At 47.2% G+C, this 24,930-nt stretch carries 20 protein-coding genes; 12 read left to right on the top strand and 8 right to left on the bottom strand.

All coding sequences use genetic code 11. From position 1 onward, the window contains the following. Positions 1 to 428 precede the first annotated feature (428 nt). Complete coding sequence (gene trhO, locus FQV30_RS03270) at positions 429 to 1,391, top strand: oxygen-dependent tRNA uridine(34) hydroxylase TrhO (protein ID WP_146498704.1); 963 nt, start codon at positions 429 to 431, stop codon at positions 1,389 to 1,391. Positions 1,392 to 1,479: 88 nt separating this feature from the next. Here the strand turns inward: trhO and FQV30_RS03275 are convergent, their stop codons facing one another. The 7 genes from FQV30_RS03275 to FQV30_RS03305 all read right to left on the bottom strand — a co-directional run bounded on the left by FQV30_RS03275 (position 1,480) and on the right by FQV30_RS03305 (position 9,323). Next, entirely contained in the window at positions 1,480 to 3,006 is a 1,527-nt protein-coding gene (locus FQV30_RS03275) for a tripartite tricarboxylate transporter permease (protein WP_146498705.1), read from the bottom strand. A 15-nt stretch (positions 3,007 to 3,021) separates the two neighbouring features. Next, on the bottom strand, positions 3,022 to 3,474 hold the full coding sequence (locus FQV30_RS03280) for a tripartite tricarboxylate transporter TctB family protein (protein WP_146498706.1): 453 nt from the start codon (positions 3,472 to 3,474) through the stop codon (positions 3,022 to 3,024). A 50-nt stretch (positions 3,475 to 3,524) separates the two neighbouring features. Next, on the bottom strand, positions 3,525 to 4,535 hold the full coding sequence (locus tag FQV30_RS03285; protein ID WP_146498707.1) for a Bug family tripartite tricarboxylate transporter substrate binding protein: 1,011 nt from the start codon (positions 4,533 to 4,535) through the stop codon (positions 3,525 to 3,527). Positions 4,536 to 4,673: 138 nt separating this feature from the next. Next, positions 4,674 to 5,351, bottom strand: coding sequence for a response regulator (locus FQV30_RS03290; protein WP_146498708.1), 678 nt, complete (start codon positions 5,349 to 5,351; stop codon positions 4,674 to 4,676). 1 nt (position 5,352) lies between these two features. Beyond that, entirely contained in the window at positions 5,353 to 6,951 is a 1,599-nt protein-coding gene (locus tag FQV30_RS03295; protein WP_146498709.1) for an ATP-binding protein, read from the bottom strand. Between the two features lie 239 nt (positions 6,952 to 7,190). Then, positions 7,191 to 8,198 (bottom strand): MerR family transcriptional regulator, encoded by a 1,008-nt coding sequence (locus FQV30_RS03300; protein ID WP_255473295.1) that lies wholly within the window; start codon positions 8,196 to 8,198, stop codon positions 7,191 to 7,193. A 201-nt stretch (positions 8,199 to 8,399) separates the two neighbouring features. Next, positions 8,400 to 9,323, bottom strand: a complete 924-nt coding sequence (locus tag FQV30_RS03305) for a diacylglycerol/lipid kinase family protein (RefSeq protein ID WP_146498710.1) — start codon at positions 9,321 to 9,323, stop codon at positions 8,400 to 8,402. Between the two features lie 122 nt (positions 9,324 to 9,445). Between FQV30_RS03305 and FQV30_RS03310 the strand changes: the two genes are divergently transcribed. From FQV30_RS03310 to FQV30_RS03330, 5 genes are all read left to right on the top strand, one after another. Further along, positions 9,446 to 10,633, top strand: coding sequence for an alanyl-tRNA editing protein (locus FQV30_RS03310; RefSeq protein WP_146498711.1), 1,188 nt, complete (start codon positions 9,446 to 9,448; stop codon positions 10,631 to 10,633). A gap of 63 nt (positions 10,634 to 10,696) precedes the next feature. Then, positions 10,697 to 12,850 carry a beta-propeller domain-containing protein gene (locus FQV30_RS03315; RefSeq protein WP_255473296.1) on the top strand — a complete coding sequence of 718 codons (2,154 nt, stop codon included), beginning with the start codon at positions 10,697 to 10,699 and terminating at the stop codon, positions 12,848 to 12,850. A gap of 103 nt (positions 12,851 to 12,953) precedes the next feature. Further along, the gene (locus FQV30_RS03320) at positions 12,954 to 14,093 is read left to right on the top strand and encodes a zinc-dependent alcohol dehydrogenase (protein WP_146498713.1); all 1,140 of its coding nucleotides are present in this window, start codon (positions 12,954 to 12,956) and stop codon (positions 14,091 to 14,093) included. A 103-nt stretch (positions 14,094 to 14,196) separates the two neighbouring features. Beyond that, positions 14,197 to 14,952: a threonine/serine exporter family protein gene (locus FQV30_RS03325; RefSeq protein ID WP_146498714.1), complete on the top strand. Its 756-nt coding sequence runs from the start codon at positions 14,197 to 14,199 to the stop codon at positions 14,950 to 14,952. 12 nt (positions 14,953 to 14,964) lie between these two features. Then, positions 14,965 to 15,432, top strand: a complete 468-nt coding sequence (locus tag FQV30_RS03330; RefSeq protein WP_146498715.1) for a threonine/serine exporter family protein — start codon at positions 14,965 to 14,967, stop codon at positions 15,430 to 15,432. A gap of 36 nt (positions 15,433 to 15,468) precedes the next feature. Here FQV30_RS03330 and FQV30_RS03335 read toward each other — a convergent pair whose 3' ends face one another. After that, positions 15,469 to 17,475 carry a sensor domain-containing protein gene (locus FQV30_RS03335; RefSeq protein WP_146498716.1) on the bottom strand — a complete coding sequence of 669 codons (2,007 nt, stop codon included), beginning with the start codon at positions 17,473 to 17,475 and terminating at the stop codon, positions 15,469 to 15,471. A 165-nt stretch (positions 17,476 to 17,640) separates the two neighbouring features. Between FQV30_RS03335 and FQV30_RS03340 the strand changes: the two genes are divergently transcribed. The 6 genes from FQV30_RS03340 to FQV30_RS03365 all read left to right on the top strand — a co-directional run bounded on the left by FQV30_RS03340 (position 17,641) and on the right by FQV30_RS03365 (position 24,889). Beyond that, positions 17,641 to 18,216 (top strand): copper resistance CopC family protein, encoded by a 576-nt coding sequence (locus FQV30_RS03340; protein ID WP_146498717.1) that lies wholly within the window; start codon positions 17,641 to 17,643, stop codon positions 18,214 to 18,216. Next, positions 18,213 to 19,274 (top strand): copper resistance D family protein, encoded by a 1,062-nt coding sequence (locus FQV30_RS03345; protein ID WP_146498718.1) that lies wholly within the window; start codon positions 18,213 to 18,215, stop codon positions 19,272 to 19,274. Before FQV30_RS03340 ends, FQV30_RS03345 begins: the two co-directional genes overlap by 4 nt. 52 nt (positions 19,275 to 19,326) lie before the next feature. Continuing rightward, positions 19,327 to 20,238, top strand: coding sequence for a DMT family transporter (locus tag FQV30_RS03350; RefSeq protein WP_146498719.1), 912 nt, complete (start codon positions 19,327 to 19,329; stop codon positions 20,236 to 20,238). A 134-nt stretch (positions 20,239 to 20,372) separates the two neighbouring features. Beyond that, a complete protein-coding gene (locus FQV30_RS03355) occupies positions 20,373 to 22,100 on the top strand; it encodes an ABC transporter ATP-binding protein (protein WP_146498720.1) in 1,728 nt (575 codons plus the stop codon). After that, a complete protein-coding gene (locus FQV30_RS03360) occupies positions 22,093 to 23,916 on the top strand; it encodes an ABC transporter ATP-binding protein (RefSeq protein ID WP_146498721.1) in 1,824 nt (607 codons plus the stop codon). Before FQV30_RS03355 ends, FQV30_RS03360 begins: the two co-directional genes overlap by 8 nt. Positions 23,917 to 24,040: 124 nt before the next feature. Next, positions 24,041 to 24,889, top strand: coding sequence for a GNAT family N-acetyltransferase (locus tag FQV30_RS03365; RefSeq protein WP_146498722.1), 849 nt, complete (start codon positions 24,041 to 24,043; stop codon positions 24,887 to 24,889). Positions 24,890 to 24,930 lie beyond the last annotated feature (41 nt).

Consider the following 24,930-nt stretch of genomic DNA (forward strand, 5'->3'; position numbering starts at 1 on the left):
AGCGTCTTCCTTAACCGATAGGTCGCCAACCAGCTGCGCTTGCCGCGGGCGAGCGCCAAGCCTCCTCAGCCGCTTCGCGCCTTGCGGGGTCTCGGCTGTCTCGCTATCCCGCAGGCGTCTCCGCTGCTTGGCTTTCTATCTGGAGAGCAGGACACACTAACAGCGAATTTGCTCAAACAATCATGATCGTAGAGAATCTCTAAAGAGAATGAAAAGAAGTGCGATGCAGGAGCACAAGGTTTTCGAAGCGAGCGAGGAGGCTTATGCCGCACTCCGTGGAAAGCATCCGCCTGGAGCGCAATGTGAAAAGAGTAACAAGAGTTTTTTCGGCGGGAAGTTGAAAAACCCCTCGTTTTGTTGTAGAATTGATAAGGTTTTGAAGCCTTAAGAGGCAAGGAAACAAAATGAAAAAATAGGAGGTATGATTCATGCAAAATCATACACACAACGTTTTACTTTATTATTTATACACACCGATCGAAGATCCGGAAACTTTCGCGGCTGAACACCTGGCAGCGTGCAAAGAGCTGGGATTAAAAGGGCGTATTCTTGTGTCCCACGAGGGCATTAACGGAACTTGCTCCGGTACAATCGAACAAACTGAAGCCTACATGGAAATGGTGAAAAGCGACCCGCGCTTTTCGGATATCGTCTTCAAAATAGATGCGGCTGAAGGCCATGCGTTCAAAAAGATGCATGTCCGCCCGAAAAAAGAAATCGTCCACCTTGGATTGGAAGACGATGTGGATCCGAACGAATTGACAGGCACATATTTAGAGCCTGCGGAATTTTATAAACGCATGCAGGATCAAGATACGATTGTTCTTGATGCGCGCAATGACTATGAATATGACCTTGGCCATTTCCGCGGAGCTGTCCGTCCGGATGTTGAAAACTTTCGCGACCTTCCGGAATGGGTGCGTGAAAACAAGGAAATGTTTGAAGGCAAGCAAATACTGACATATTGCACAGGCGGAATCCGCTGTGAAAAATTCTCAGGCTGGCTGAAAAAAGAAGGATTTGAAGATGTAGCCCAATTGCACGGGGGCATCGTCACTTACGGAAAAGACCCGGAAGTACAAGGGAAATTATGGGACGGCCAATTGTATGTTTTTGATGAGCGTATCGCGGTTCCGGTTAACCAGGTGGAACACGTAGTGGTCGGAAAAGACCATTTCACCGGGGAACCATGTGAGCGCTATGTGAACTGTGCAAATCCTGATTGCAACAAGAAAATTTTGGCGTCTGAAGAAAACGAACATAAATACATGCGTTCATGCTCTGATGAATGCCGTGAACACCCGCGCAACCGCTATGCGTTCGAACACGGATTGACAGGCGTGGAAGTGCAGGCGCGATTGGATGCACTTAAAGAAACAACTGAAGTTTAAACAAACAAAAACCGTCCCTCAAGGACGGTTTTTTGTTTGCCGTAACATTCAAATGATATGCCGGAAAAAAGTTTTCAATACCGGTGCATCAGCCTTCTTCGTTCAACACAACTGAACGGCCTTTCAATTTCAAAAGCAGAGGAACAAGCAGCCATGCAGCAGCCACTATCAAAAGAGCCAACGAAATCGGGTTTGTGACAAAAGTCGAGAAATCGCCGTTTGAAATAGTGAGTGCACGGCGCATGTTGTTTTCAATCATTGGGCCTAGAACCAGCGCCAAGACAAGAGGTGCAACCGGAAAGTCGTTTCTTGTCAGCAGATAGCCGAGCACACCGCAAGCTAGAAGCAGATACAGGTCGAACGTTGTGTATTGCACGGCATAGACGCCGAAGAACGAAATAGCGATAATGATGGGCAGTAAATATTTCTTAGGTGTCTGGATGATTTTAGCGAACACTTTGACCAGCGGCATATTCAGCACAAGCAGCATGAGGTTTCCGACAAACATGCTCGCAATCAGGCCCCAGGCCACTTCTGGATGGTCATCGAACAATAACGGGCCGGGCTGGATATTGTACATGATCAAAGCGCCCATAAGAATGGCGGTTGTCCCGGAGCCGGGAATCCCTAAAGTCAGCAGGGGAATCATGGCACCGCCGGAAGCGGCATTGTTGGCAGCTTCCGGGCCGGCAACACCAGCGATGGCCCCTTTGCCGAATTGTTCCGGTGTTTTACTGAACTTTTTCTCTCCGATATAGGAGAAAAATGAAGCGAGTGTAGCTCCTGCACCAGGCAGAACACCAATGAAAAATCCAAGAAATGAACCGCGCATGATAGGTGCAGCACTTTCCTTCAAATCTTTCCTTGTCGGGAGGATCCGGCCGATTTTCGCCATTGTGCCATCTTCATGATCCCGCTCCAAAACAGTTTTGAAAACTTCTCCCAAGGCGAAGAGGCCGACAGCAATCGTCAGGAATTCGAGCCCGGAATACAGGACAGGGATATCATAAGTGAAACGGGCAATTCCGGAAACGGCATCGATTCCGATTGTGCCGAGCATCAAACCGAACACGGTCATCATCAAAGCTTTTGTCATCGACTTTCCAGCAAGCCCGCTTACTGCAGCAAGGCCGAGCAGCATAAGGGAGAAGTATTCGGCAGGGCCAAACTGAAGAGCTACATTTGATAAAGGCTCCGCCAGCAATACAAGGCCGATCAGTGAAATGATCCCTGCCGCAAATGAACCGATGGCGGCTATGGACAAAGCCGATCCGGCGCGTCCCTGCTTCGCCATCTGGTAACCGTCAAGTGTCGTAACGACAGAAGAAGACTCGCCGGGTGTATTAAGCAGGATGGAGGTTGTTGAGCCGCCATACATGGCACCATAATAGACGCCTGCCAATAGGATGATTGAACTTGCCGCTGCCGCTTCTGTCGGCAAGCCGGCCGTCAAGGTCGCCGTAACGGGGATCAGAAGCGCTACTCCGCTCATTGGCCCTATTCCGGGCAACACGCCGACTGCAGTCCCGATCAATACTCCGACAAAGGCGAAGAGGATGTTCTGCCATTGAAAAGCGATACTGAATCCATCCATCAAAAATTGTATAGTATTCATGTTGCTCCTCCTCTCTTATAGAAATACCGGAAATCCTGGCAGTGAACCGCCGAGGAATTCTGCGAAAAAGTAATAAACGCCAAAGGAGAACAGTCCTGCGATCACAATGGACTTGATCCATTTTCCGCGCTCCATTGTTTGGAACGCAACGAGAAGAAATGCGAAAGTCGTAATGACGTACCCCAGCGGCTCCAGCAGTGCAGCATACAAAAGGGCACTGATAAAAATCACGAGGAATTTTTTATATAGTATGAGTTCTCCCTTTTGGGTGTCGGATTGATAACGGAACGTTTCGTATAGCAGCCGCAGGCTCAATAAAACCAACACTGCGCCAAGGCCGATGGGGAAGATGTCCGGGCCGACCGCTGAACCGTATGAACTTTGGGAAATCCGCTGGCTCTCGATGATAAACAGAAGGCCAATCAGTAAAAATGCGATTCCAGCAAAGCGATCGAACGTTTTACTCATTGTCTTTCACTCCTTTTTAAAGTAAGAAAGCGGCCGAAGCCGCTTTCGCATTATTTTTGCATATCAAGCGCCGTCAATAATTCTACAATTACCTTTTCCTGGGTTTGAAGATATTCCTCGAAACCTGCGGCATCTTTGTATTCACTTTGCCAGCCGTTCTGTTCAAGCTCTTGCTTCCATTCTTCGGTTTTAGACATTTCTTCTAATTTTGTGGACCAGTATTCCTTTGCATTATCGCTCATGTTTTTAGGGCCGAAAATTCCGCGCCAGATGGTGAATTCTGCATCGATTCCTTCTTCCATGAATGTCGGCACTTCGCTCAGTTCGCCTTCAAGGCGTTCCGGGGAACTGACAGCAAGCACGCGGACATCTCCGGATTTTACGTATTCCGCAATTGTGGATGCGTCGGTTGCAATAACATCAGCATTGTCGCCAAGCAAAGCAGCCACCGCTTCACCGCCGCCGTCATAGGAAACGTATTTTACCGCTTTCGGGTCAATGCCGTATTCGAATGCCGGCAAGATGCCCACCAAATGATCCATCGAACCAGGAGCGGAACCGCCTGCCAAAGTCACAGCAGTAGGATCTGCTTTGATGGCTTCCAGAACATCTGTCAAAGTTTGGAATTTGGAATCTTCCCTGACAACGATAGCGCCATAGTCGCGTGTCAGCTGGGCAAGAGGTGTTGTATCTTTGTAGCCATATGGGCTGTTGCCTTCCGCTTTATTGTTGTTGATCAAGATCGGAGGAGACTTCACCAGCATCATATAATCGTTTTCCGCTTCTTTAGTAGCGTACTCTGCCATATAGACGGCTCCGCCGCCGCCAGGTTTGTTCTCTACAGTGATCGGTTCTTCGATCAATTTAGTGGCGTTCATGGTTTTTGCGATGGAACGGGCAGTCAGATCCCAGCCGCCGCCAGCTCCGGACGGTGCAACGATAGTGATTCCGCGTTCAGGATATTTCGCTTCACTTGCAGTCGTGTTTCCGCCGGAAGAACAGGCAGCGAGACTTAGAGCTAAAACACCAGCCATTGAAACTGAAAATATTTTCTTCAACATATAATTCATCCCCCTTTATGATAATAAAAAAGACAGCGCTTTCATTTGCTGTCTTTAACTTATCAGAACTTTTATGAAATTCAATGTTTATGGGCATAAGAGAAATATTGTCCAAATTATTAATATTGTTCATAAAGTTCACGGGCGGGGAAAATACCGCCTCTCGGGCCTGCCGATCGTTCCATAGAGCAGTTCGGCAGCAGCCGACTGTTCGGAAACCAGGTGCTCAAGATAACGCCGGGCAGTCGAACGGCTCATTCCGCAGGCGGATCCCATTTCTTCTGCTGTCATGCCTGTGCTGGAAGCTGCCAGTTTTTCTTTGATTCTGGCCATCGTACTCGGATCGATTCCTTTCGGTGTCAACGGTTGTTCGCTAGGAGCGGAATGGCTTTTGTTCCAAAGCAGCTTGATGGATTCTTCGTCCAACGAGCCCTGCTTTTCCAGTGAACTCCTTTTTTGATGATAGGTAAGGAGGCTTTCTTTAAAGCGGTCGAAAGTCAAAGGTTTTAGGATATAATCAAAAACCCCTCCTCTGAAGGCTTTCTTGACAATATCGGTTTCAGAAGCTGCAGTGATAAAGATGATATCCGATTCCGGGCTTTCATCCTGGATAAAAGCCATCAGTTCAGTGCCCCTCATATCCGGAAGATATACATCTAGCAAAATCAACTGCGGCTTTAACGTTTGGATCCAGTCTTTTGCCTCGGATCCCGTGTTGGCCGAACCGACTACTTGGAACCCTTCGATTTTTTCGATAAAGCGCTTATGTATATCGGCAATTCTTTTATCATCTTCGATTATTAAAACTTCAATCATTTCAATTTCCTCCAATTTTTATGGAAATAATCATTAACGCTCCGCCCAAATCCCCTGATTCCATGGCAATATCCCCGTTCAGATCACAAACATTCTCATATACTTTGACCAGTCCATATCCCCGGTCTTCGCCATTTTTTGTGGATATGCGCTTTTTAAAAAGATCCGTAAGAATGCTGGGATCCAGTCCTTCTCCTGAGTCTTCCACTTCTATTAAGATCTCTGATCCATTATTGGAAAGAAACAGCCGGACGATCCGCTGTTCTTCCGGAAGGTGTTCGACCGCTTCAAACGAATTTGTCACGAGGTTTCCAAGGATGGAAATGAACAAGCTTTTTTCAAACTGTGGAGGAAGCTCTTTCAAAAAACTTTCCTCATCCAGCAGAAACTTCACCTTCAATTCGCGGGCGCGGTTGAAAAGGCCGATCAAAATGCCTCCAAGAAGCGGATCCTGTACATGTTTTAAAACAAAATGCACGAGTGATTGCTGTTCTTCTGTCTCATTATGGATCAACTCCATGGCTTCTTCGAGAGAATTGAGCTGGATCAAGCCGGAAATGGTATAGAGCAGATTGTTGTGTTCATGGGTTTGGGCACGCAATGCATCGGCATATTGGCGCACTTGGGTTATTTCGTTCCGCATCCCTTCGATATCAGACTGCAGGCGGAAACTGGAAACGGCTCCTATGATGTCATTTCCATGGCGGATCGGTATGCGGTTGACAATCGTCTTGTTTCCGTGAATGGTCATGGGCCGGTCCAGCTGGGATTCCCCTGTATTCAGGACATGGGGCAATTGTGTATTCGGAAGGACCTCTTCAATCAGTTTGCCAATCAGCTGGTTCTCTTTAGGCACGGACAAAACTTCATAAGCGGAGTTGTTCGCCATGGTGATTTCGCCGTTTTTATTTACCATGATGATGCCTTCGCGGACAGATTCTATCAGCGCATTGCGCTCTCTATAGAGGCTGGCAATCTCTTCCGGTTCCAAACCGAAGAGCGTCTTTTTGATGTTGCGGGCAAGGACCATTGAACCGATGGCACCCGAAGCAATGGCGATAAGGACAATGCCGATGATTGAATCGGCATATTCAAGGAAAGTGGATGTCATGCTGGTTTTTAAAAATCCGACTGAAATAACGCCGATGATGTTGCCGGCCTCATCAAATATGGGCGCTTTTCCTCGAAGGGAAGGGCCCAGTGAGCCGGTGGCTTCAGAAACATAGGCTTCACCATGCAGGAGGGCCCGCTCATTATCATCCCCGATCATCTTTTTCCCTATCCGATCTTCTAAAGGATGTGCGAAGCGAATTCCCTCCTGATTGCCGATTACCACATATTCGGCATCGGTTTGGGCCCGGATGTTCTCGGCAATCGGCTGAAGAGCGGCTGAAGGGTCAGGCAGTTTGAATGCCATTATGACATCTTGGCGCTCGGCAGTCGTTTCCGCAATGTCCAGTGCGCGTTCACCAGCCTCTTTTTCGATTGCATCCGATATGGTCAGATAAAACGAAATACCTGCAAGCACCATGACAGTGGAGATGAAAAGCGCTCCATATAAAAAGATTCTTCGTTGCAAAGGCATTTCGGATTCACTCATTTCTATTTTTATATAGCATCCAATCAACTTAACAAGAAGTTTAAAGTAAGAGAGGAGGGAACACAATTGCCATTTTTATCAGCAGATAAGAAACCCCCGCAAAAAGTTACTTTTGCGGGGGTTTTTCTTGAGATTCTGCACACTCGTTGCAAAGCAGTTTGCCATTGTTATAAACGCCTTCCAAAAAGCCATCTCTGCAATAGACATCTTTGCCGCAGTTAGTGCACGGTCCAATCAGCTCACGCATTTTCGATGCCATCCGCGTAAATGTACATGGCATTTTTCAGGTACTTGGACAAACCGGCACCGTGCTGGTCGATATTATGGGAAAAGCGGCTGTCTGCGGCATACAAGTCGCCAAGGCCGCGGAACATTTTCGGATTGCAATTATAGAAGCGGTCCAACAATATGTAGTAAGCTCCCATTTCCTTCTGGACTGCCGGTGATTCCGGCGGCAAATGCATCAACGATGCTACTGTGGTATAAATGCGGTTGCCCTCCCGATTGATTTCTTCTAAATCTTCCTTTTCTTTTCCGGAAGCCGGTTCTTCAGCAGGGACTTCGTCTTCTGAAAAGGCAAGCTCAGCTTCCGGCACCAGTTCTTCTTCAAGCGCAGTTTCTTCAACAGCCTCGGTTTTTTCAATTGATGTGGAATGTTCGGGCAGGCGGATCGTTTCATCAGCTGCTGACTTTTCCTCAGAAGCGGTTTCTTCCGAATACACGGTTTCTTCGCTTAAAACAATTTCTTCAATCGCAATCGGCTCTTCTGCAAAAGCAGCTTCACCTGCAGCGTCTGGAACTCCAGCAGCAACGGCAGTTTTAGGAGCTTCCTGCTTTACTGCTGCTTTATACTGGTCGATGCTTTCAATTCCTTTGCCATCGGCAAAGGCGCTGAAACGCTGTTCATTCGTCAAAGTTTCTTCCCCTTGAAACTCACGCAGCGTTATTTCAGCGTTTTGGATCAGCTTCTCCAGGCGTTCTTGTTTCTGGCGTAAAAATGCCGCATGGTGGTCAAGCGCGGATTCCGGATCAAATCCTTCAGCGACAATTTCTTGAATCTTTTTCAACGAAAAACCGATTTCTTTAAAGAAAAGAATATGCTGAAGCAGTTTCAAATCTTCATCATTATAATAACGGTACCGGTTAGAGCCGATATTCGATGGCTTCATAAGGCCGATGCTGTCATAATGGTGAAGGGTTCTGACACTGACTCCTGCAATTTTTGCCACTTCTTGTACTTTGTACATGATTGATCACCTCAAGACTAGTTTAAACTATAACGCTCCGTTACTGTCAATCTGTTTCAATAAAAAGAGTTCAATTGATTCCTTATACATAGAACAAGAAAGACTTTTGCCCCGAAAGCAGCTGTGTCCATCAAAAAAACAGCGATTGGGCTCTTCCATTGAAACAGCAAAAGGATGGCCGGGAATCCGGCCACCCTTTTTTCAAGCAGAGATTTCTGCAACAGTATCTTCTGATTTCGGAACTAGCATTTTCAGTCTTTTCGGTTCCACTTCAATTTCCAGCGGAGTCTTCATATAGATTTCCCCATCGGTATCGACATCCATTTCTTGTTCGGTCCGGATGGCAATCCGGCGCCCTTGATAATGGGTTACATGCTCCAGTTCATCGGTTAGTATTTCCGGCTGCGAAAGAGAAAGCCATTCGCGAACGGCTGCGATGGAAGAAGACTGGATGACAAACACATCGAGCAGCCCGTCAGCGGGATCAATCAGCGGCAACGGAACCGTATGGGTGCCGATCGATTTGCCATTCATCACTAAAATAACTACGCCTTCTTCAGGATGGACGATTCCATCCACATCGATAGTGGCAGAAAAAGTTTCGGCTTGCCTGAGTGAACGGAGGCCGCTCATGAAATAGCTTAATTTGCCATAGCGTTCTTTCAGTTCGGGATCGATATTGGTCGATGCCTCGGTAATGACACCGACCCCGGCAAAATTGAGGAAGGAATTTCCGTTGATCCGGGCTGTATCAATTTCTTTAATATCTCCGCCGACGAGGGAGGCGGCAGCTTCATCCAAAGAAAGAGGAATGCCGAGTGTCCGGGCAAAGTCGTTGCATGTCCCTCCAGGCAAAATTCCAAGAAGCGGAGGATTTTCCAGTGTGGTCAATGTTTGGACCGCTAAATGGATCGTGCCATCACCGCCGACCACGAACAGTGCATCCGCAGATTCTGCCGCTCTTTTGCAGGCTTCGGTAAATTCTTCGGGAGAATTCGTTTGGACCAGTTCCAGTGCTTGGGATTCTGCTGCCAGCGCAGGGGTGGTGAGGGCAATCATCTCTTCGCTCATGGACTGGCCAGCCTGAGCGTTATACAATAAAACAGTATGGTTGAATCTTGGCACACCACTAACCTCCTTTAAACCTTCTATTAGTTATCATTTTCCACTTGGGTATTTTTTATAAACACAGGATTTAGAGGAGCCGTAAAGACAAGCGATTATTATCCGGAATGAGGGGATTTTACATGACCACGAAATTGTACTATGAGAATCCGAAACTGAAGAAAACCAATGCTGCTGTAGTTAGAAGTGATAAAGACGAAAAAGGCTATTTCTCGGTGCTGGATCAAACATGCTTTTATCCGGAAGGCGGCGGACAGCCGGCAGATGCCGGGGTTATCAACAAGGTTAAAGTGGTCGATGTCCAGACAGTAGATCAGGAGATTCGCCATTACACAGACCAGCCGCTGCCGCTCGGAGCTGTTTCAGCGGAGCTTGATTGGGAGCGAAGATGGGACCACATGCAGCAGCATGCGGGCCAGCATGTGCTAAGCGCCATTTTTGACGACCATTATGGCATGAAAACAAGCAGCTTCCATTTAGGCGCCGAACGTGTCTCCATCGATTTGGATATACATGATATCACAAAAGAACAGTGGATGGACGTTGAAAAAAAAGCGAACGAAGTTATTCAGCGGCACCTTCAAATCCAGTCAACTTGGATTACGGCAGAAGAAGTTTCAGCTTTGAAATTGCGAAAGCCGCCGGCAGTTGACGGCCCTATCCGTTTAGTCATCATTGATGGCGTCGATTCGAATGCATGCGGAGGGACGCATCCGCTGAATACGGCAGAAATTGGCGCTATAAAATTGATCAGCATGGAAAAGTCGAAAGGCGGCATGCGCGTCTACTTTTTATGCGGCACCCGGGCATTTCGTTATTTTCAACAGCTTCTTGAAACAACGGATGAACTCGTGCGCCAATTGAACGCTCCGGTCCAGGAATTGAACAAAGCGGCCATGGCAATTCTGCAGGAAAAAGCGGCGAATGAAAAAACGATAAAAGAACTGAATGCCGGATTGCTCGAAGCAGAAGCGGCCCTGTTGAGCCCCGACCCGGAAAAAGGGACGATTGAAAAAGTATTCGGGAATCGGGCTATCAAAGAAGTCCAGCAGCTGGCCAAGCTTACGGCTGCAAACCATCCGGGAGCGGCGCTTTTGTTTTTAGCGACCAATCAGGAAGAAGTGCGCTTCGTCTGTGCAAGAGGCGCTGACGCAGATGGCGACATGCGAATTCCCCTGAAAGAACTGCTCGCCATGACTGATGGAAAGGGCGGTGGGAATGCCCAGTTCGGACAAGGCGGAGGAGTGTTTGCCCAGCCTGTGGAAAATTTGTTCGAAGCTTTCAGGAATTCATTGAAAAATTTACAGTGAAAATTGTAACTTTTTCAGAGCGTTGCTGTCTAATGGGGAAAGAACGGCCGAAAGGATGGGAACATGATGAAGAAAAGGGGAGTATGGCTGTTGGCCGCTGCATTGATTGCAATTTTCGGGGTGGCTTTTGCTGTCATAAGCGATAAAGTTTCCGTCAGTGCATCTGCTATTGCCTTGGCAGAGCAGGGCTGGAGCGCAAGCTTTTCTTCGGAGCTCCATCCCGCTGCGATCGAAAAAGGAGATCTGTACATCACTGATGCCAATGGCAATCGGGTAGACGTAGAAATGGTTTTACTCGAAAACGGGAAAACCATCAACATTCCCCGGATTCCTGCGGGTGATTACAAATTGCATATCAAAGAGTCGGCAGTGAAAGGCGGTTTTCTCAAATCGCTGTCTGCTTCAGAGGTTTCATTTGCGGTCCAGGAAGAATTGAAAAAATTATCGAATGCCGAAGAACTGGAAGCATATTTCAAACAGTTGATGGTTTTGGAGAAAAGCAGCGGACAACCCGGACTGTTTACAAACGAAGGATCTGTCGCTACGGAAGAAGCGGCTGATAGCAGTTCTGCAGGCGGGAATGGCGGGGAAAACCATTCTACTACGAACAATCAAGTTGAAGGGGTGGATGAAGCGGACCTCGTAAAGACAGATGGTTCCTTTGTTTACGCCATCAGTGAAGCGAAGGTCGTTATTACGGATGTAAGAAATCCGGATGCGATGGCAGTTGCAAAAGAACTGGCTTTCCAAGAGAATATGTACCCGCAGCAATTGTTTTTATCAAACGGAGTGCTTGTGGTTCTTGGAAGCGAGTATTCTGCGATGCCGCTGGCCGGCGGCGACATTCTTGAGTTCCGGCCGCAGACGGCATTGACCACTGTCCATATATACAACATAGAAAACCCGGAAAATCCCGAGCTGATCCGGGAATTCGGCACGGAAGGGAATCTGAACGGAGCCAGGCTGACAGACAGCCTCTTGTATTACGTAACCAATGTCACACCGGATTACCGCGTATTGGAAGAACCGGACAATGGGGAAATCCGGCCGCATATGTACGATTCGAAAAACGGTGAAAAACTCCAGCCGCTGCCGTATGAAAGCCTCGCCATTTTGCCGGGGACAACTTCAGCAAGCTACAGTATAATCACGGCCATCGATCTGGCCGATCCGGAGGCAAGCGAACTTGTGATGGAAGGATATTTAGGAGGCAGCGAGCAGCTATACATGACAAAAGAGCATTTGTATATAACGGCTTCGGCTTATATGCCAATCAGTGAAGAAGAAAAAGACGAAGAGCTTGATATGTCGATTTGGCTGCCTCAGCAGGCAAATACCAAAATATTCAAATTCGCGCTGGATGATGCCGCTGTACGATATTTGGCTTCAACAGAAATTACAGGCTCGCTTCTCAACCAATTTTCCATGGATGAGTTCGATGGCTACTTCCGGGCCGTAACGACCGAAGGATTTGCTTGGGATGAAGCAGCGCCTTCCAAAAATCATTTGTTTATACTTGATGACAAACTCAAGCAAGTTGGTTCAGTGCAAGATCTTGCTCCAGGCGAACGGATCTATTCAGCGCGCTTTATCGAAGACAAAGCGTATATGGTGACCTTTAAAGAAACAGATCCACTTTTTGTCATTGATGTTTCGGCTCCTTCATCTCCGGAAGTGCTGGGTGAATTGAAAATCCCTGGCTTTTCCAACTATTTGCATCCGATGGGTGAAGACCATTTGATCGGTTTCGGCTATGATACAAAACTTGAACCGGTAAAAGGCGGAGAACCCCGGGTTGTGACAGGCGGGATGAAGATTTCGTTGTTTGATATCACCGATTTTTCCAATCCAATTGAAAAAGATACCGAAATTATCGGAGGGGCGGGAACGTATTCGACGCTTCAATATGACCACAAAGCGCTGTTCACCCATGCCGATAAAAACTTCTACGGCTTTCCGGTTTCCGTTTTTAGCGGAACAGACAGCGACTATGTGAAGTTTGAAGGAGCAGGGGCGATGATTTATACGATTACACCGGAAGGGATCGAAGAAACAGCAAACCTCCTGGCTAAGACGGAATCGGGCATCGAAAATTGGGAAACCAGCGTCCAGCGGCTTCTTTACATCGGCGACTCGCTTTATACGGTGTCCCCGACTGAACTGAAAAGCTATAGCTTGGAAAACTTCAGTTTAAAGCATACATTGAGCTACAGATAAATAAAAGCGGAGGCAAAGAAAATTCTTTGCCTCCGCTTTTAACGTTTTTTAATGAAGGAAAGAGGGAAGATGTACAGTATTCTGAAAAAACGGAGGGATATGGATGAAAGCAGTTACCTTTCAAGGTGTAAAGAATATGCAAGTTAAAGAAGTAGAAGATCCGAAGCTACAGAAAAAAGACGACATTATTGTCAAAATAACTTCTACAGCAATATGTGGTACGGATTTGCATATTTATCAAGGGGCTTTGCCGGCCCGTAAAGATTATGTCATTGGGCATGAACCGATGGGGATAGTCGAAGAAGTGGGACCGGAAGTGACAAAAGTAAAAAAAGGCGACCGCATCGTCTTGCCATTCAATGTCAGCTGCGGACAGTGCTTTTATTGCAACCACGATATGGAAAGCCAGTGTGATAATTCAAATGACAATCCCCACTTCGACACAGGCGGCTATTTGGGCTTAACAGAACGCTACGGTGATTATCAAGGCGGACAAGCCGAATACTTACGCGTGCCTTACGGCAACTTTACACCACTTCTCATTCCGGAATCAACAGAGTTGGAAGATGAATCGCTGCTGTTTTTATCAGATGTTCTGCCGACAGCTTGGTGGAGCGTCGAGAGTGCCGGAGTAAAGCCGGGAGATACAGTTGTTGTACTTGGCTGTGGTCCGGTTGGTTTAATGGCACAGAAGTTTGCCTGGATGTTTGGGGCGAAGCGGGTCATTGCAGTTGATGAGCTTCCTTACCGGATGGAACGCGCCAAGAACATGAATAATGTAGAGATTGTCGACTTTTCGAAGCATGACAATACGGGAGCGTTTATCCATGAAATTACAGCTGGCGGTGCTCAAGTAGTCATCGACTGTGTAGGGATGGACGGAAAAAAATCTGCCGTAGAAGCTATTCAGCAAAAATTGATGCTGCAAGGCGGTACGCTTAGCGCAATTGATATAGCCAAAGATGCAGTCAGCAAATTTGGAACGATTCAATTGACAGGAGTATACGGATTAACTTACAATCAATTCCCGTTGGGGAATATGTTCGAACGCAATGTAACGCTGAAAATGGGTCAAGCACCGGTTATTCACTTGATGCCGATGCTATTTGAAAAAATTAAAAATGGTGAATTTGATCCGCGTGAGATCATTTCGCATGTGGTGCCATTGGAACAAGCTAGCGCCGCATATGAAGTTTTCAATGACCACTTGGATGAATGTACAAAAGTAGTGTTGAAACCATAACAACTAATCAGTAGTATTTTGGACTAAACGCTCCGGACTATCGGGGCGTTTAGTTTTTTGTGTTGTTAGGTTAAGATAGACAGAAAGAAGAGGGGGAAAGCATGTGGCTCATATAAAAGAGACGAGGCGGGAGCTTGCCCTGGACTGTTGTTTGTTAGCTGGTAAGATCATGATGGAAAGCGGTGCGGAAACGTACCGGGTGGAAGATACGATGATGCGCATGGCAGTATCGCAAAATATGATGAATGCCCATTGTTTTGTCACTCCAACGGGAATCATGTTTTCGCCAAGCGATGAACTTGCCACCCGGTTTGTGCGCATCAGCAGCCGGAAAACGGACTTGGAGCAAGTGGCTCTTGTAAATTCAGTTTCAAGAAAGCTGGTCTCAGGGGAATTCTCGCTGCAAGAAGCTTATGAAGAAATGCAAGTTATCGATAAAACCAACTATTCGTTCAGCATGCGCCTGCAAGTATTAGCAGCTGCAACGGCAAGCGGATGTTTTTTAATATTGATGGGGGGAGACTGGAGTGATTTGCCTTTCGCCTTTTTGTTCGGGGGCATCGGCTATTTGATAGTAGATATCATTTTGGCCCAAACCCGCGTCAAGATTTTCTCGGAATTTATCGCTGCATTCGTAATTGCTGCATTGGCCCTGGCCGTGGTCAGGGCAGGGCTTGGCACAAATCTGGATACGCTGATTATCGGTTCACTTATGCCGCTAGTGCCCGGTTTACTGATTACGAACGCGGTAAGGGACTTGATGGCCGGCCATTTTGTTTCAGGGCTATCAAATGGGGCGGAAGCTTTTTTAACGGCATTTGCAATCGGTGCCGGCGTTGCGCTCGTTTTATCTTTTTAAAGGAGGAATTGGATGAACTGGCCATTGGAAGCATTTCTCAGTTTTATCGCAGCGGCATCATTCGGCATCATCTTCAATGCTCCGCGCAGGACACTGTTAAGCTGCGGATTGGTAGGCATGAGCGGATGGCTCATCTACCGGTCATATTTTTTGATGTTCGATGATTCGGTACAAGCCTCTTTTGCTGGAGCTTTTGTGGTAGCGCTCGTTGCCCATATTTTGGCGAAGAAGTTCCGGATGCCGATGATCATTTTCAGCATCGCCGGCATCATTCCGCTTGTGCCTGGCAGCAAAGCGTATAATGCAATGCGCAATATTGTGGAAAACAAATATTTGGATGCAATCGCCTTTGCATCGGAGGCGCTGATGATTTCAGGAGCGGTGGCTATGGGCCTCGTTTTTGCAGAAGTATTAATGCAGCTGTTTTTCAGGCAGCAAGCGAAAAGAACACAAAGAAAAATCGGCATGACAAGAACTTGATTCTCTGTCATGCCGATTTTTTATAGTGTTTCTATATTACTTTAGCCATTTTTCAAGCTCAGCCGCTTCCATTGGATGGCCGATGATAAACCCTTGGATGCTGTCGCAATTCATGACACGGAGCAGTTCAAGCTGTTCGTTCGTTTCCACGCCTTCAGCCGTCACTTGAAAATCAAGCGATTTGCCGAACTGAATCATGCCGTTGATCATTTTTTGCATTTTTTCTTGCCGCGTAATGGACTGGATGATGGTCCGGTCGATTTTTAGCGAAGAAATTGGCAATAGGAGCATATAGCGGAATGAAGCATAGCCGGTGCCGAAATCGTCCAACGTGAAGCTGAGCCCTTGTTGATGCAATTGCTGCATCTGCCGGATGATGGAGCGTTCGGCTTCCGCTTCAAGCGCAAACTTTTCAGTGATTTCGATAGTCAGCGAACGAGGATCGCAGCCATGCAGTTCAACTTGTTTCATCAATGCAGTCGCCATGTCTTTGTCCCGGAATTCCCGGATGGATGAGTTGATGCTGACATGGAGATCCAGTCCCCTTGAATTCCAGTCTTTCAATTGGGCGCAAACTGTTTCAAGGACAAACAATCCAATTTCATGAATCATGCCGCTTTCTTCAGCAATTGGAATCAATTCATTCGGAGGCACGATGCCAACTTCGCTGTCATTCCAGCGGACGAGCGCCTCCACACGTTCCACTTCGCCGGTCTTCAGATTGACTTGCGGCTGGTAAAGCAACTGTAAATTCCGGCGGTCGAGCGCATGGATAAGGCGCTTTTCGATTTGTGCTTTGCGGTTCAACTGTTCGTGGTCATCCGCGGTCAACATGGAAATGGCGCTGCCTCCGCGGTCTTTCACTTTTTTGACTGTCGCGTGCGATGCTTTGATCAAATGGACGAACGTTTGCTGATCTTCGGGATAGCGAGTAATGGCTCCGCTGACAGTCATCGGGATGGCAACTCCGTGCAAGTAGATCGGATGCTGCTGCAAATAATGAAGGAATCCTTCAATGAACCAATTGCTGAGCGGAGTGATCAAAGCAAATTCATGCAATCCTGCCCGTGTAATGATGGAGTCCGAGAAATACGTGCGCAGCCGTTTTGTGAATTCAATCAGCAATTGGTTTTCTGTATCGGTTTCCGAGACATCCCGAAGTGTATAAAAATGGTCGATGTCCAAAAAGACAAAAGAAAAATGTTTTTGTTCTTCTATAAATTCATTGACCACTTGCTCCAAGCGGTGGCGGTTTTCCAAACCGGTCACAGGGTCGATAAAGGCGATTTCCTCCAAATGGTGCTGGGCATTCTTTGTTGCGGTAATATCTTTTTCAAGGAATATATAATAGGCGTCATCTCCTGCTATGTGCATAGGGATAGCAGTTAAATCCACCCAATAAACTTCTCCGTCTTTTTTCAGTTTTTTAACTTCGCCATTCCAGACATTTCCATTCTTCAATGTGGACATGATGGTCTCCACTAAATGGACATCGTCAGCTTCACCATCAAACATCTGCCAAATCGGTTTTCCAAGAATTCGCTTCGGCGTCCATTTGCTCAACTTCAAAAAAAGCGGATTTGCGTATGTAATCAAAAACTCTTCATCAAAATACAAGAGCATAAACGAATCATCCAAGCCTTGGCGCAAACTGTCCAATTCTCTGCTTGCTGACCCTTCTGCCTGGGATTCATCGATTTCGAAAATAGTCATGACAAATTGATCCTGTTCTGAAGTGAAAGCTTTTGCAACAACAGTTGTATATATCCGTATACCATCAGTCAGCTCGATTTCAACGTCTTCAAATCGTATCGGTTCTCTGTTATGTAGTATTGCTTCCCAAGGCTGCTTTAACATGGCAGCTTTTTCAGGATTCATATAAGGAATAGTTTTGCCTTTGACCGTTTCCGATTGGATTTGAAAAGTTCGTTCCGCATGGCGGTTGCACCATACAGCGAGCCCGTTTTTATCCATAATAATAATGGGAAAAGGGATATGGTTAAAAACGAGGTTATCGGATAACAGTTCTTGCATTTCACTCATTCAATGACGCTCCTTCTCCATAGTTTCTTTTCATTATAAAGAAGAAAAGGCAGAACGTCATCTATTTGGAAATATTCTCTATCATTTTATGAATATTGTTCACTATGATAAACTCAAATGGCATGAGACAATCGAAAAAAATAATAATTCATTGAGGAGAACACTATGAGAAAAATATTACTGGCTTCGATTTTCCTGATCTTGGCATTGCCGTTTTCGGTACAAGCCCATACGGCATTGACGGCTTCTAGACCAGCTGAAGGTGAAGTGGTCAAAGAGGTGCTTGAGGAAGTGCAGCTTACATTTGGCACAACGATCGAGCAAGAAAGTACAATGGTTCTGCAAGGGGAAGAAGGGACATACGAATTCGAAGGCATCGCAGTGTCCGATGATAGCATGACAGGGAACATTGCGGAAGAATTGCCAAATGGCGCATATACGGTGCAATGGAAAATCATCGGCGCCGACGGCCACCCGATTGAAGGTGAAATTCCATTTGCCGTGGATATCAAGACCACAGAAGAGCCAGTAGTGGAAAATGAAGGAACAGCTGATGAAGAGCCTGCTGTCGAAGAAGAGGGTACTTCGGAAGAAGAACCGGCTATGGAAGAACAGCAGACCAGCGAGCAGGCAGCACCCGTCGGCGAAGAGAAAAGCAGCACGCTTGTCACGGTGCTTATTGTCGCTGCAGCGCTGTTAGTGGCGGCTGGGATGTTCAGCCTCTTCAAAAAGAGACAATGACAATTTTTACAGCGCTAGCTGATTTTCTGCTTTATACTGCTTTTTCGTATCTTGCCGGATCGGTTGTTTTGAAATTCGTCCCTGAAGATAAAAAGCCGCGGATTGTTGAGTCAAAAACTGTATTGCTGATTTGTGCTGCTGGCATTGCGCTGTTTTCACTGGCGCCGCTTATCGAATTGGCGGCTTTCCTGGAAAATGGCGAAGGCTGGACAAAGATATTCCTGACAGTCTTGCTCGAATCGCGAACAGGGCATGGCTGGCTTGTTGCACTTGCCTTATCGCTTCTTTTGGGACTCGCCATTTTCTTTGACACTTCTAAATATAATCAAGCCTACTATTTGGTTTTATTGATTTTAGTAATCGGTTACTTTAGTCATGTTGCGTCACTGTCTTTATGGTCTGGCTTCGCCAGCCATTCTCTCCATTTCTTTTTTATGGCGATTTGGACAGGAGTGTTATTGCACGTTGCCTGGTTCTCAACAGATGGCTCCAATTGGCCGCGGTTTTTAGCTTGGTTTACGCCATATGCCATTTTTTGTGTAGCGGCATTGATTGCCACAGGTGTTTTCATCATGTTTTACTTTATCGAACCTCAAAGCTATGCAAATTCTTGGGTGCTGCCATATGGGCAGATGCTGCTGCTGAAACATTTAAGCATCATTCCGCTCCTTGCCGCGGCTTTCATCAACGGTTTTTTGAACAAAGGACGTCCGCTGGAGCGCGTATGGCTGAAACTGGAAAGCTTTTTGCTTTTCTTTGTCTTTCTGTTTACGGCGTTCATGAGCAAGCAAGCTCCCCCTCACGAAGTCCATCATACTTTCCAGGCGGAAGGGGCCGCGCCTTTGGTTGTTTGGTTGAAAGGCGAGCAATTTATTCCATTTGACGCTTCACTTGACTGGTCGGCAAATGGCATTGCGCTTCTTGCAATCGGGGTTTTGCTGCTGGGAATGATGGTATTCAGTTCTTATCGGCAAATTTCGTCATGGCTGCCGTTTCTTTTTGGCACAGGTTTTATCATCACTGTTTACATCGGCTTGATGCTGAACGTCACTTTCTGATTTCGAAACCTGGCAAACGTGCATTTTATATTCTGAAGCAAGGGGTGGTCGTGTGAATCGATTGAAAGGAATCGCCATGGTCATCGGCGGCGCCATGCTATGGGGCGCGACAGGTCCTTTGATAGAATGGACGTTGGCATTTTACAAACTGTCTGTCCCGTTTCTTTTGACGATCCGTATGTCAACGGCGGGCATTTTGCTGCTCGTTTTTTTGAAAATCAAGAAAGTGCATTTGACTGGCATTTTCCGGGACAGGATTTGGGTGCGCCAATTAGTCATTTTCTCGATTCTTGGCATGCTTGGGTGCCAGTATGCTTTTGTTACAGCAATTCATGTAAGCAATGCAGTAGTCGCAACGCTTCTGCAGTTTTTAGCGCCAGTCTATATTATCCTGTTTGTATCACTGGGCCGGCGTAAATGGCCGCCTTCTTATCAATTGGTAGGGGTGATAGGAACTCTTGCCGGCTTGTTTTTGCTGTTGACGAATGGGCAGCCGGATAAATTGGCCATCAGCGGCATTGCTTTGGTCTGGGGGCTTTTGCTGGGCGCAGCTTTCGCGTTCTACACAATCTATCCGGCACGGCTGATGCAGGAATGGGGTGTCTTGCTGGTTGTTGCCTGGTCCATGCTCATCGGAGGCGTTTTTGTTGGATTGGCAAATCCGATTTTCCTTTCGGCTGAATGGCCAAAAATTATGAGCTTCCATGCAATCCTCTCCATAGTCGGTATTGTTGTAATCGGAACACTCGCCTTTGTGCTTTTTTTAAGCAGCATGCGGTTCATTGCGGCAGTAGAGACCAGCATATTATCAGCGTTTGAACCATTGACTGCCATGATCCTTTCGGTTTTCTGGTTTGGCGAATTTTTGGCACCGGTCCAATTGTTTGGAGCATTCGCAATGCTGGTCTTTGTCACATGGCTGTCGCTTGCCGGAAAAGAAAAGCTCGAAGAAGAAAAAGCATAGCGGCACTTGGGACAGCATCTTTTCCTGGATGCTGTTTTTTGATTTGAAGGAAAAGTATTATGCGTTATCAGAAAGTTGTGGCATAATAATTACCATAAAAGTTCGTGTTTCGAAATGTTTAAGGGGATGGTTGCTTGAAAACAGTTTTTTCCTATGCAAAACCATATAAAGGATATATTGTCTTTGCATTATTTTTGATGTTGCTTGAATTGACGGTTGAATTGATGCAGCCTTTGGTTATAGCGAAAATTGTGGACGAAGGCATCGTGGCCGGCGACCAAGACCGAATTGTACAACTGGGAATTTTGCTTGTTGGACTGTCTGTGATTGCACTTATATCAGGTATTACCAATTCCTATTACGCTTCCCACGTTTCACAGAGTTTTTCTTTCGATTTGCGCCGTGTGCTTTACGGCCGGGTCCAGTCATTCTCGTTAGCCACTTTCAATAAATTCCCGGCATCAGGTTTGATTACGCGGTTGACGAGCGACGTCAACCTTGTCCAGCAAGTGCTTTTTATGGGGCTGCGGATCATGCTGCGGGCGCCATTGCTTGTTATAGGAAGCATGTTGATGGCGTTTGTCGTCAATGCTGAACTAGCCGTTTACTTGGTCGTCGTTTTTCCGGTGCTGCTTATATTCCTATATGTCATGGTGCTGAAAGGGGTCGCTCACTTCAGCTTTGTGCAAAAGCGCTTGGACCGGGTCAACCGATTGATTCAGGAAAATCTGCAGGCGGTGCGCTTGATCAAGGCTTATTTGCGGGGCAACTACGAGTCAAGCCGATTTTCTGAAGTGGCGGGATCGCTTAAAATCGATACTGTGAAAGCTTTCCGAATCATGGAAGTGGTTTTGCCGGTTTTGTTGTTTGGCATGAATCTTTCATTATTGGCGGTGCTGTGGTTCGGTGCTTCATCCATTCAGACAGGCGGTGCACAGATTGGTGAATTGGTGGCCGTTGTCAACTACGCTATGCGCATGACAGGCGCTTTTTCCATGTTTTCTTTCATTATTATGGCGTTCGCCCGGGCAAAGGCTTCTTCAGAACGAATCGAAGAAGTGCTGCGCGCGGAAGATTCGCGTGAAAAAGAAGAGCAGGGCGAGGCTCATGAAATCCGCCGCGGGGAAATTGTTTTTGAGAACGTTTCGTTCACTTATCCGGGAACAAGCCGCGAAGTGCTGAAAAACATCTCGTTCCGGATGCAGCCCAATGAAAAACTGGCTATCATGGGGGCGACAGGCTCTGGAAAGACATCACTGCTGCAATTGATTCCGAGATTTTACGATGCTGCTGAAGGCACTGTGTACATTCATGGGCATGATGTGAAAAACTGGTCATTGCGTGCGCTCCGAAAAACGATCGGTGTCGTGCCGCAGCAATCGCTCCTTTTTACCGGAACAATCTCCGAGAATTTGTCGTGGGGCAAAGAACAGGCTGAGCAGAAAGAATTGGCGATGGCTGCAGGGAAAGCCCAAATCCATCAGACAGTGGAGCGTTTTCCAAAAGGATATGGCACGCGGGTAGGGCAAAAGGGAGTCAATTTGTCGGGCGGCCAAAAGCAGCGGTTGTCTATTGCGCGTGCGCTCGTCCGTAAACCATCGATCCTCATCTTGGATGACAGTACCAGTGCTCTGGATGTGAAAACGGAAGCGGCGCTCTGGGAAGCGTTGGAAACCGAAAAAGCGACAATGCTTGTCGTTACTCAGAAAATCAGGACGGCGAAAAAAGCCGATCGCATTTTGCTCATGGAAGAAGGGGAGGTTTCAGCTTATGGCACACATGACCATTTGATGAAACACTCAGAGTTGTACAGGCAGATTGCGCTTTCCCAACAGGAAGAGGAGGTGGACGAATATGTTTGATGCGATCCGCCGCCCTTTCGGCTATGAACCGGTTATCAAAAAAGAAGACCTGAAAAAGAAAACGGCGAAAAAAGCCGAACGGGCAGAAAACTGGCAATCGACTTTGCTCAGAATCTGGAAGCTCGTTGATGAGCACCGCATCTTATTGATCGTTGTGCTGAGCATGGTGTTTTTCAGTTCGGCTTTAGCGCTGCTCGGTCCATATCTTGTCGGCTATATCATCGACCAGTACATCGTCCCGCAGAATTTTAGCGGAATGGGTCTGATTATCGGTTGGCTGATTGTTGTTTATACGGGTTATTCTTTGACGATGTATTTACAGAACTACTGGATGGTTGGAATCGCCCAGCAGGTCATTTATCGAATGCGGACTGGATTGTTCGAGCATTTACAGCGTTTGCCCGTTTCTTTTTTCGATAAACGGCAGCATGGTGAATTGATGAGCCGGATGACGAACGATATCGAAAATGTCTCATCGACACTGAACAGCTCGTTTATCCAAGTGTTTTCAAGCATCTTGACTTTAGCCGGCACTGCTGTCGTCATGGTGATGCTTAGCCCGTTGCTGACGGTGCTGACGCTTGTCATCATTCCGCTCATGTATGTGTCGATGCAATGGATTACAAAACGGACAGGCAGATTGTATAAGGAACAGCAACAAGCGATTGGCGATTTGAACGGCTATATTGAGGAAACAATTTCTGGCCAGAAGATTGTTAAGGCATTTTCCCAAGAACCGCGTGTCATGGAAGAGTTCCTGGTTAAAAGCGAACGGATGCGGAACACCGGTTTCTGGGCATGGACATATGCCGGATTTATCCCGAAAGTGATGAACTTCCTGAACAATGCGAGCTTTGCGATTGTAGCCGGTGTGGGTGGGGTGCTGGCGTTGAACGGCTCGATTTCAATTGGCGTGATCGTCATTTTCACGGAGTATGCCCGGCAATTCACACGTCCGTTGAATGATCTTGCGAACCAGTTCAATACTATTTTGTCGGCAATCGCGGGCGCAGAACGTGTATTTTCGATTATGGAGGAAAAGGAAGAGCCCGATGACCAAGTTGAAAACGCGGACAAAGAACTCCGCGGCCAAGTCGTTTTTGATGATGTCTCTTTCAAATACGAGGGAGCCGAAGAGGACTGGACGATCCGCAATGTCAGCTTTACGGTGAATGTGGGCCAAACGGCGGCGCTTGTAGGAGCGACCGGCGCAGGAAAAACAACCATCATGCAGCTGCTTGCGCGTTTCTATGATGCCAACGAAGGCGAAATCCGTTTGGATGGTACGCCGATTGCGTCGATGCCGCGGGAAACTTTGCGCAAACAGATTGCGTTTGTTCTGCAAGATCCATTTCTTTTCGAAGCTACAGTAATGGAGAACATCCGTTATGGCCGTTTGGACGCAGCCGATGAAGATGTGATAGAAGCGGCGAAAAAAGCCAATGCCCATGAGTTTATCGGAAAATTGCCCGATGGCTACGATACCGTTCTTTCGGGCGATGGATCGATGATCAGCCAAGGGCAAAAGCAGCTGCTGTCGATTGCCCGGGCATTGATCGCGGACCCCGTCATCTTACTGCTGGACGAAGCGACCAGCAGCATTGATACGGTCACCGAATTGAAGATCCAGGAAGCGCTGGAACGGCTAATGAAAGGGCGGACAAGTTTCGTCATTGCCCATCGCTTGAACACAGTCCGCCAAGCGGATCTGGTCATGGTTATGAATATGGGCGAACTGGTCGAATCCGGCACACAGCAGCAGCTGCTAGCCCGCGGAGGAATGTATGCAAACATGCTGGCAGATGCCGACGGATAAAGAGAAAGAAGCTGTCCTTTTATTTGAGGGCAGCTTCTTTTTGGGGCTTATGCATCTCTGGGATGGTCGTAGGATCGGATTTGTTATGATAGGATAAAAGAAAAATGGATAAGGGGGACATAAGATGAATGTGTCTTTATCGATTGATTCGTTTCCGCTTGATGATGATACAGCCCGCGACATGCAGGAGCTGCTGGATCAGATGCCGATAGACTACGGGACGGTGTTGAATGCGCCGGTTTGGCGGCTTCCCGAAGCGAGAGGTTTTGCGGTTTTGGCTTATTTGGAAGGCAGCGGCTTGATCGGCTTTGCAACGTGCCTTGATATTGTAGGGCTTCACCACTACGAGTGGTCGGTTATTGTTCATCCGGAGTTCCGCCGGCAGGCTATTGGGACGGCTCTTGCTGAAGGCGTCGCGTACGGGCTCCAGCAGCGGGAAGCGGAAAGCGAGTTAGCAGTATTTATTGAAGACGAAAAAGCTGCGGCTTTTCTGCAGAGTTTGGGATATGCAGCCGGCTTCAAGGAGATTCTGCTTGGGGCGCCGGCGCATGAAGCGGAAGAATTGCCGGCCGGCTTGTCGGTTGTGCCCTATGGCGGCGAACAAGCCGAATTGGCAGCAGTTTTAGTGGCTGCTTTTGATGAGGATGTACTGCCGGTCATGGCCCATAATATTGATGAAGCAGGACGGGAAATTTGGGTGATGAAAAAAGAAGGCCGGATTATAGCGGCAGCGACGCTAATCGCGGAAGAAGACGCGCTTTGGGTCACCGCTTTTGCAGTGGATCCGAAAGAACAAGGAAATGGCTATGGCCAGGCATTTTTGCGCTGGTGCCGCAATCAGGCTTTTGTTGAAAACAAATGCCAAGTGCTGTTAGACGTTGAAACGACGAATGATGCAATCCGGGTTTATGAAAAAGCTGGATTTTCGCCAGTGGATACGGTTCATTACTGGAAGCGGAAAGAAGGGGAATAAATCAAAAAAACCACCCTTGTTTCGGGGTGGTTTCATGCATT

Source organism: Planomicrobium sp. CPCC 101110 (assembly GCF_007859395.1).
Lineage (GTDB): Bacteria > Bacillota > Bacilli > Bacillales_A > Planococcaceae > Planococcus.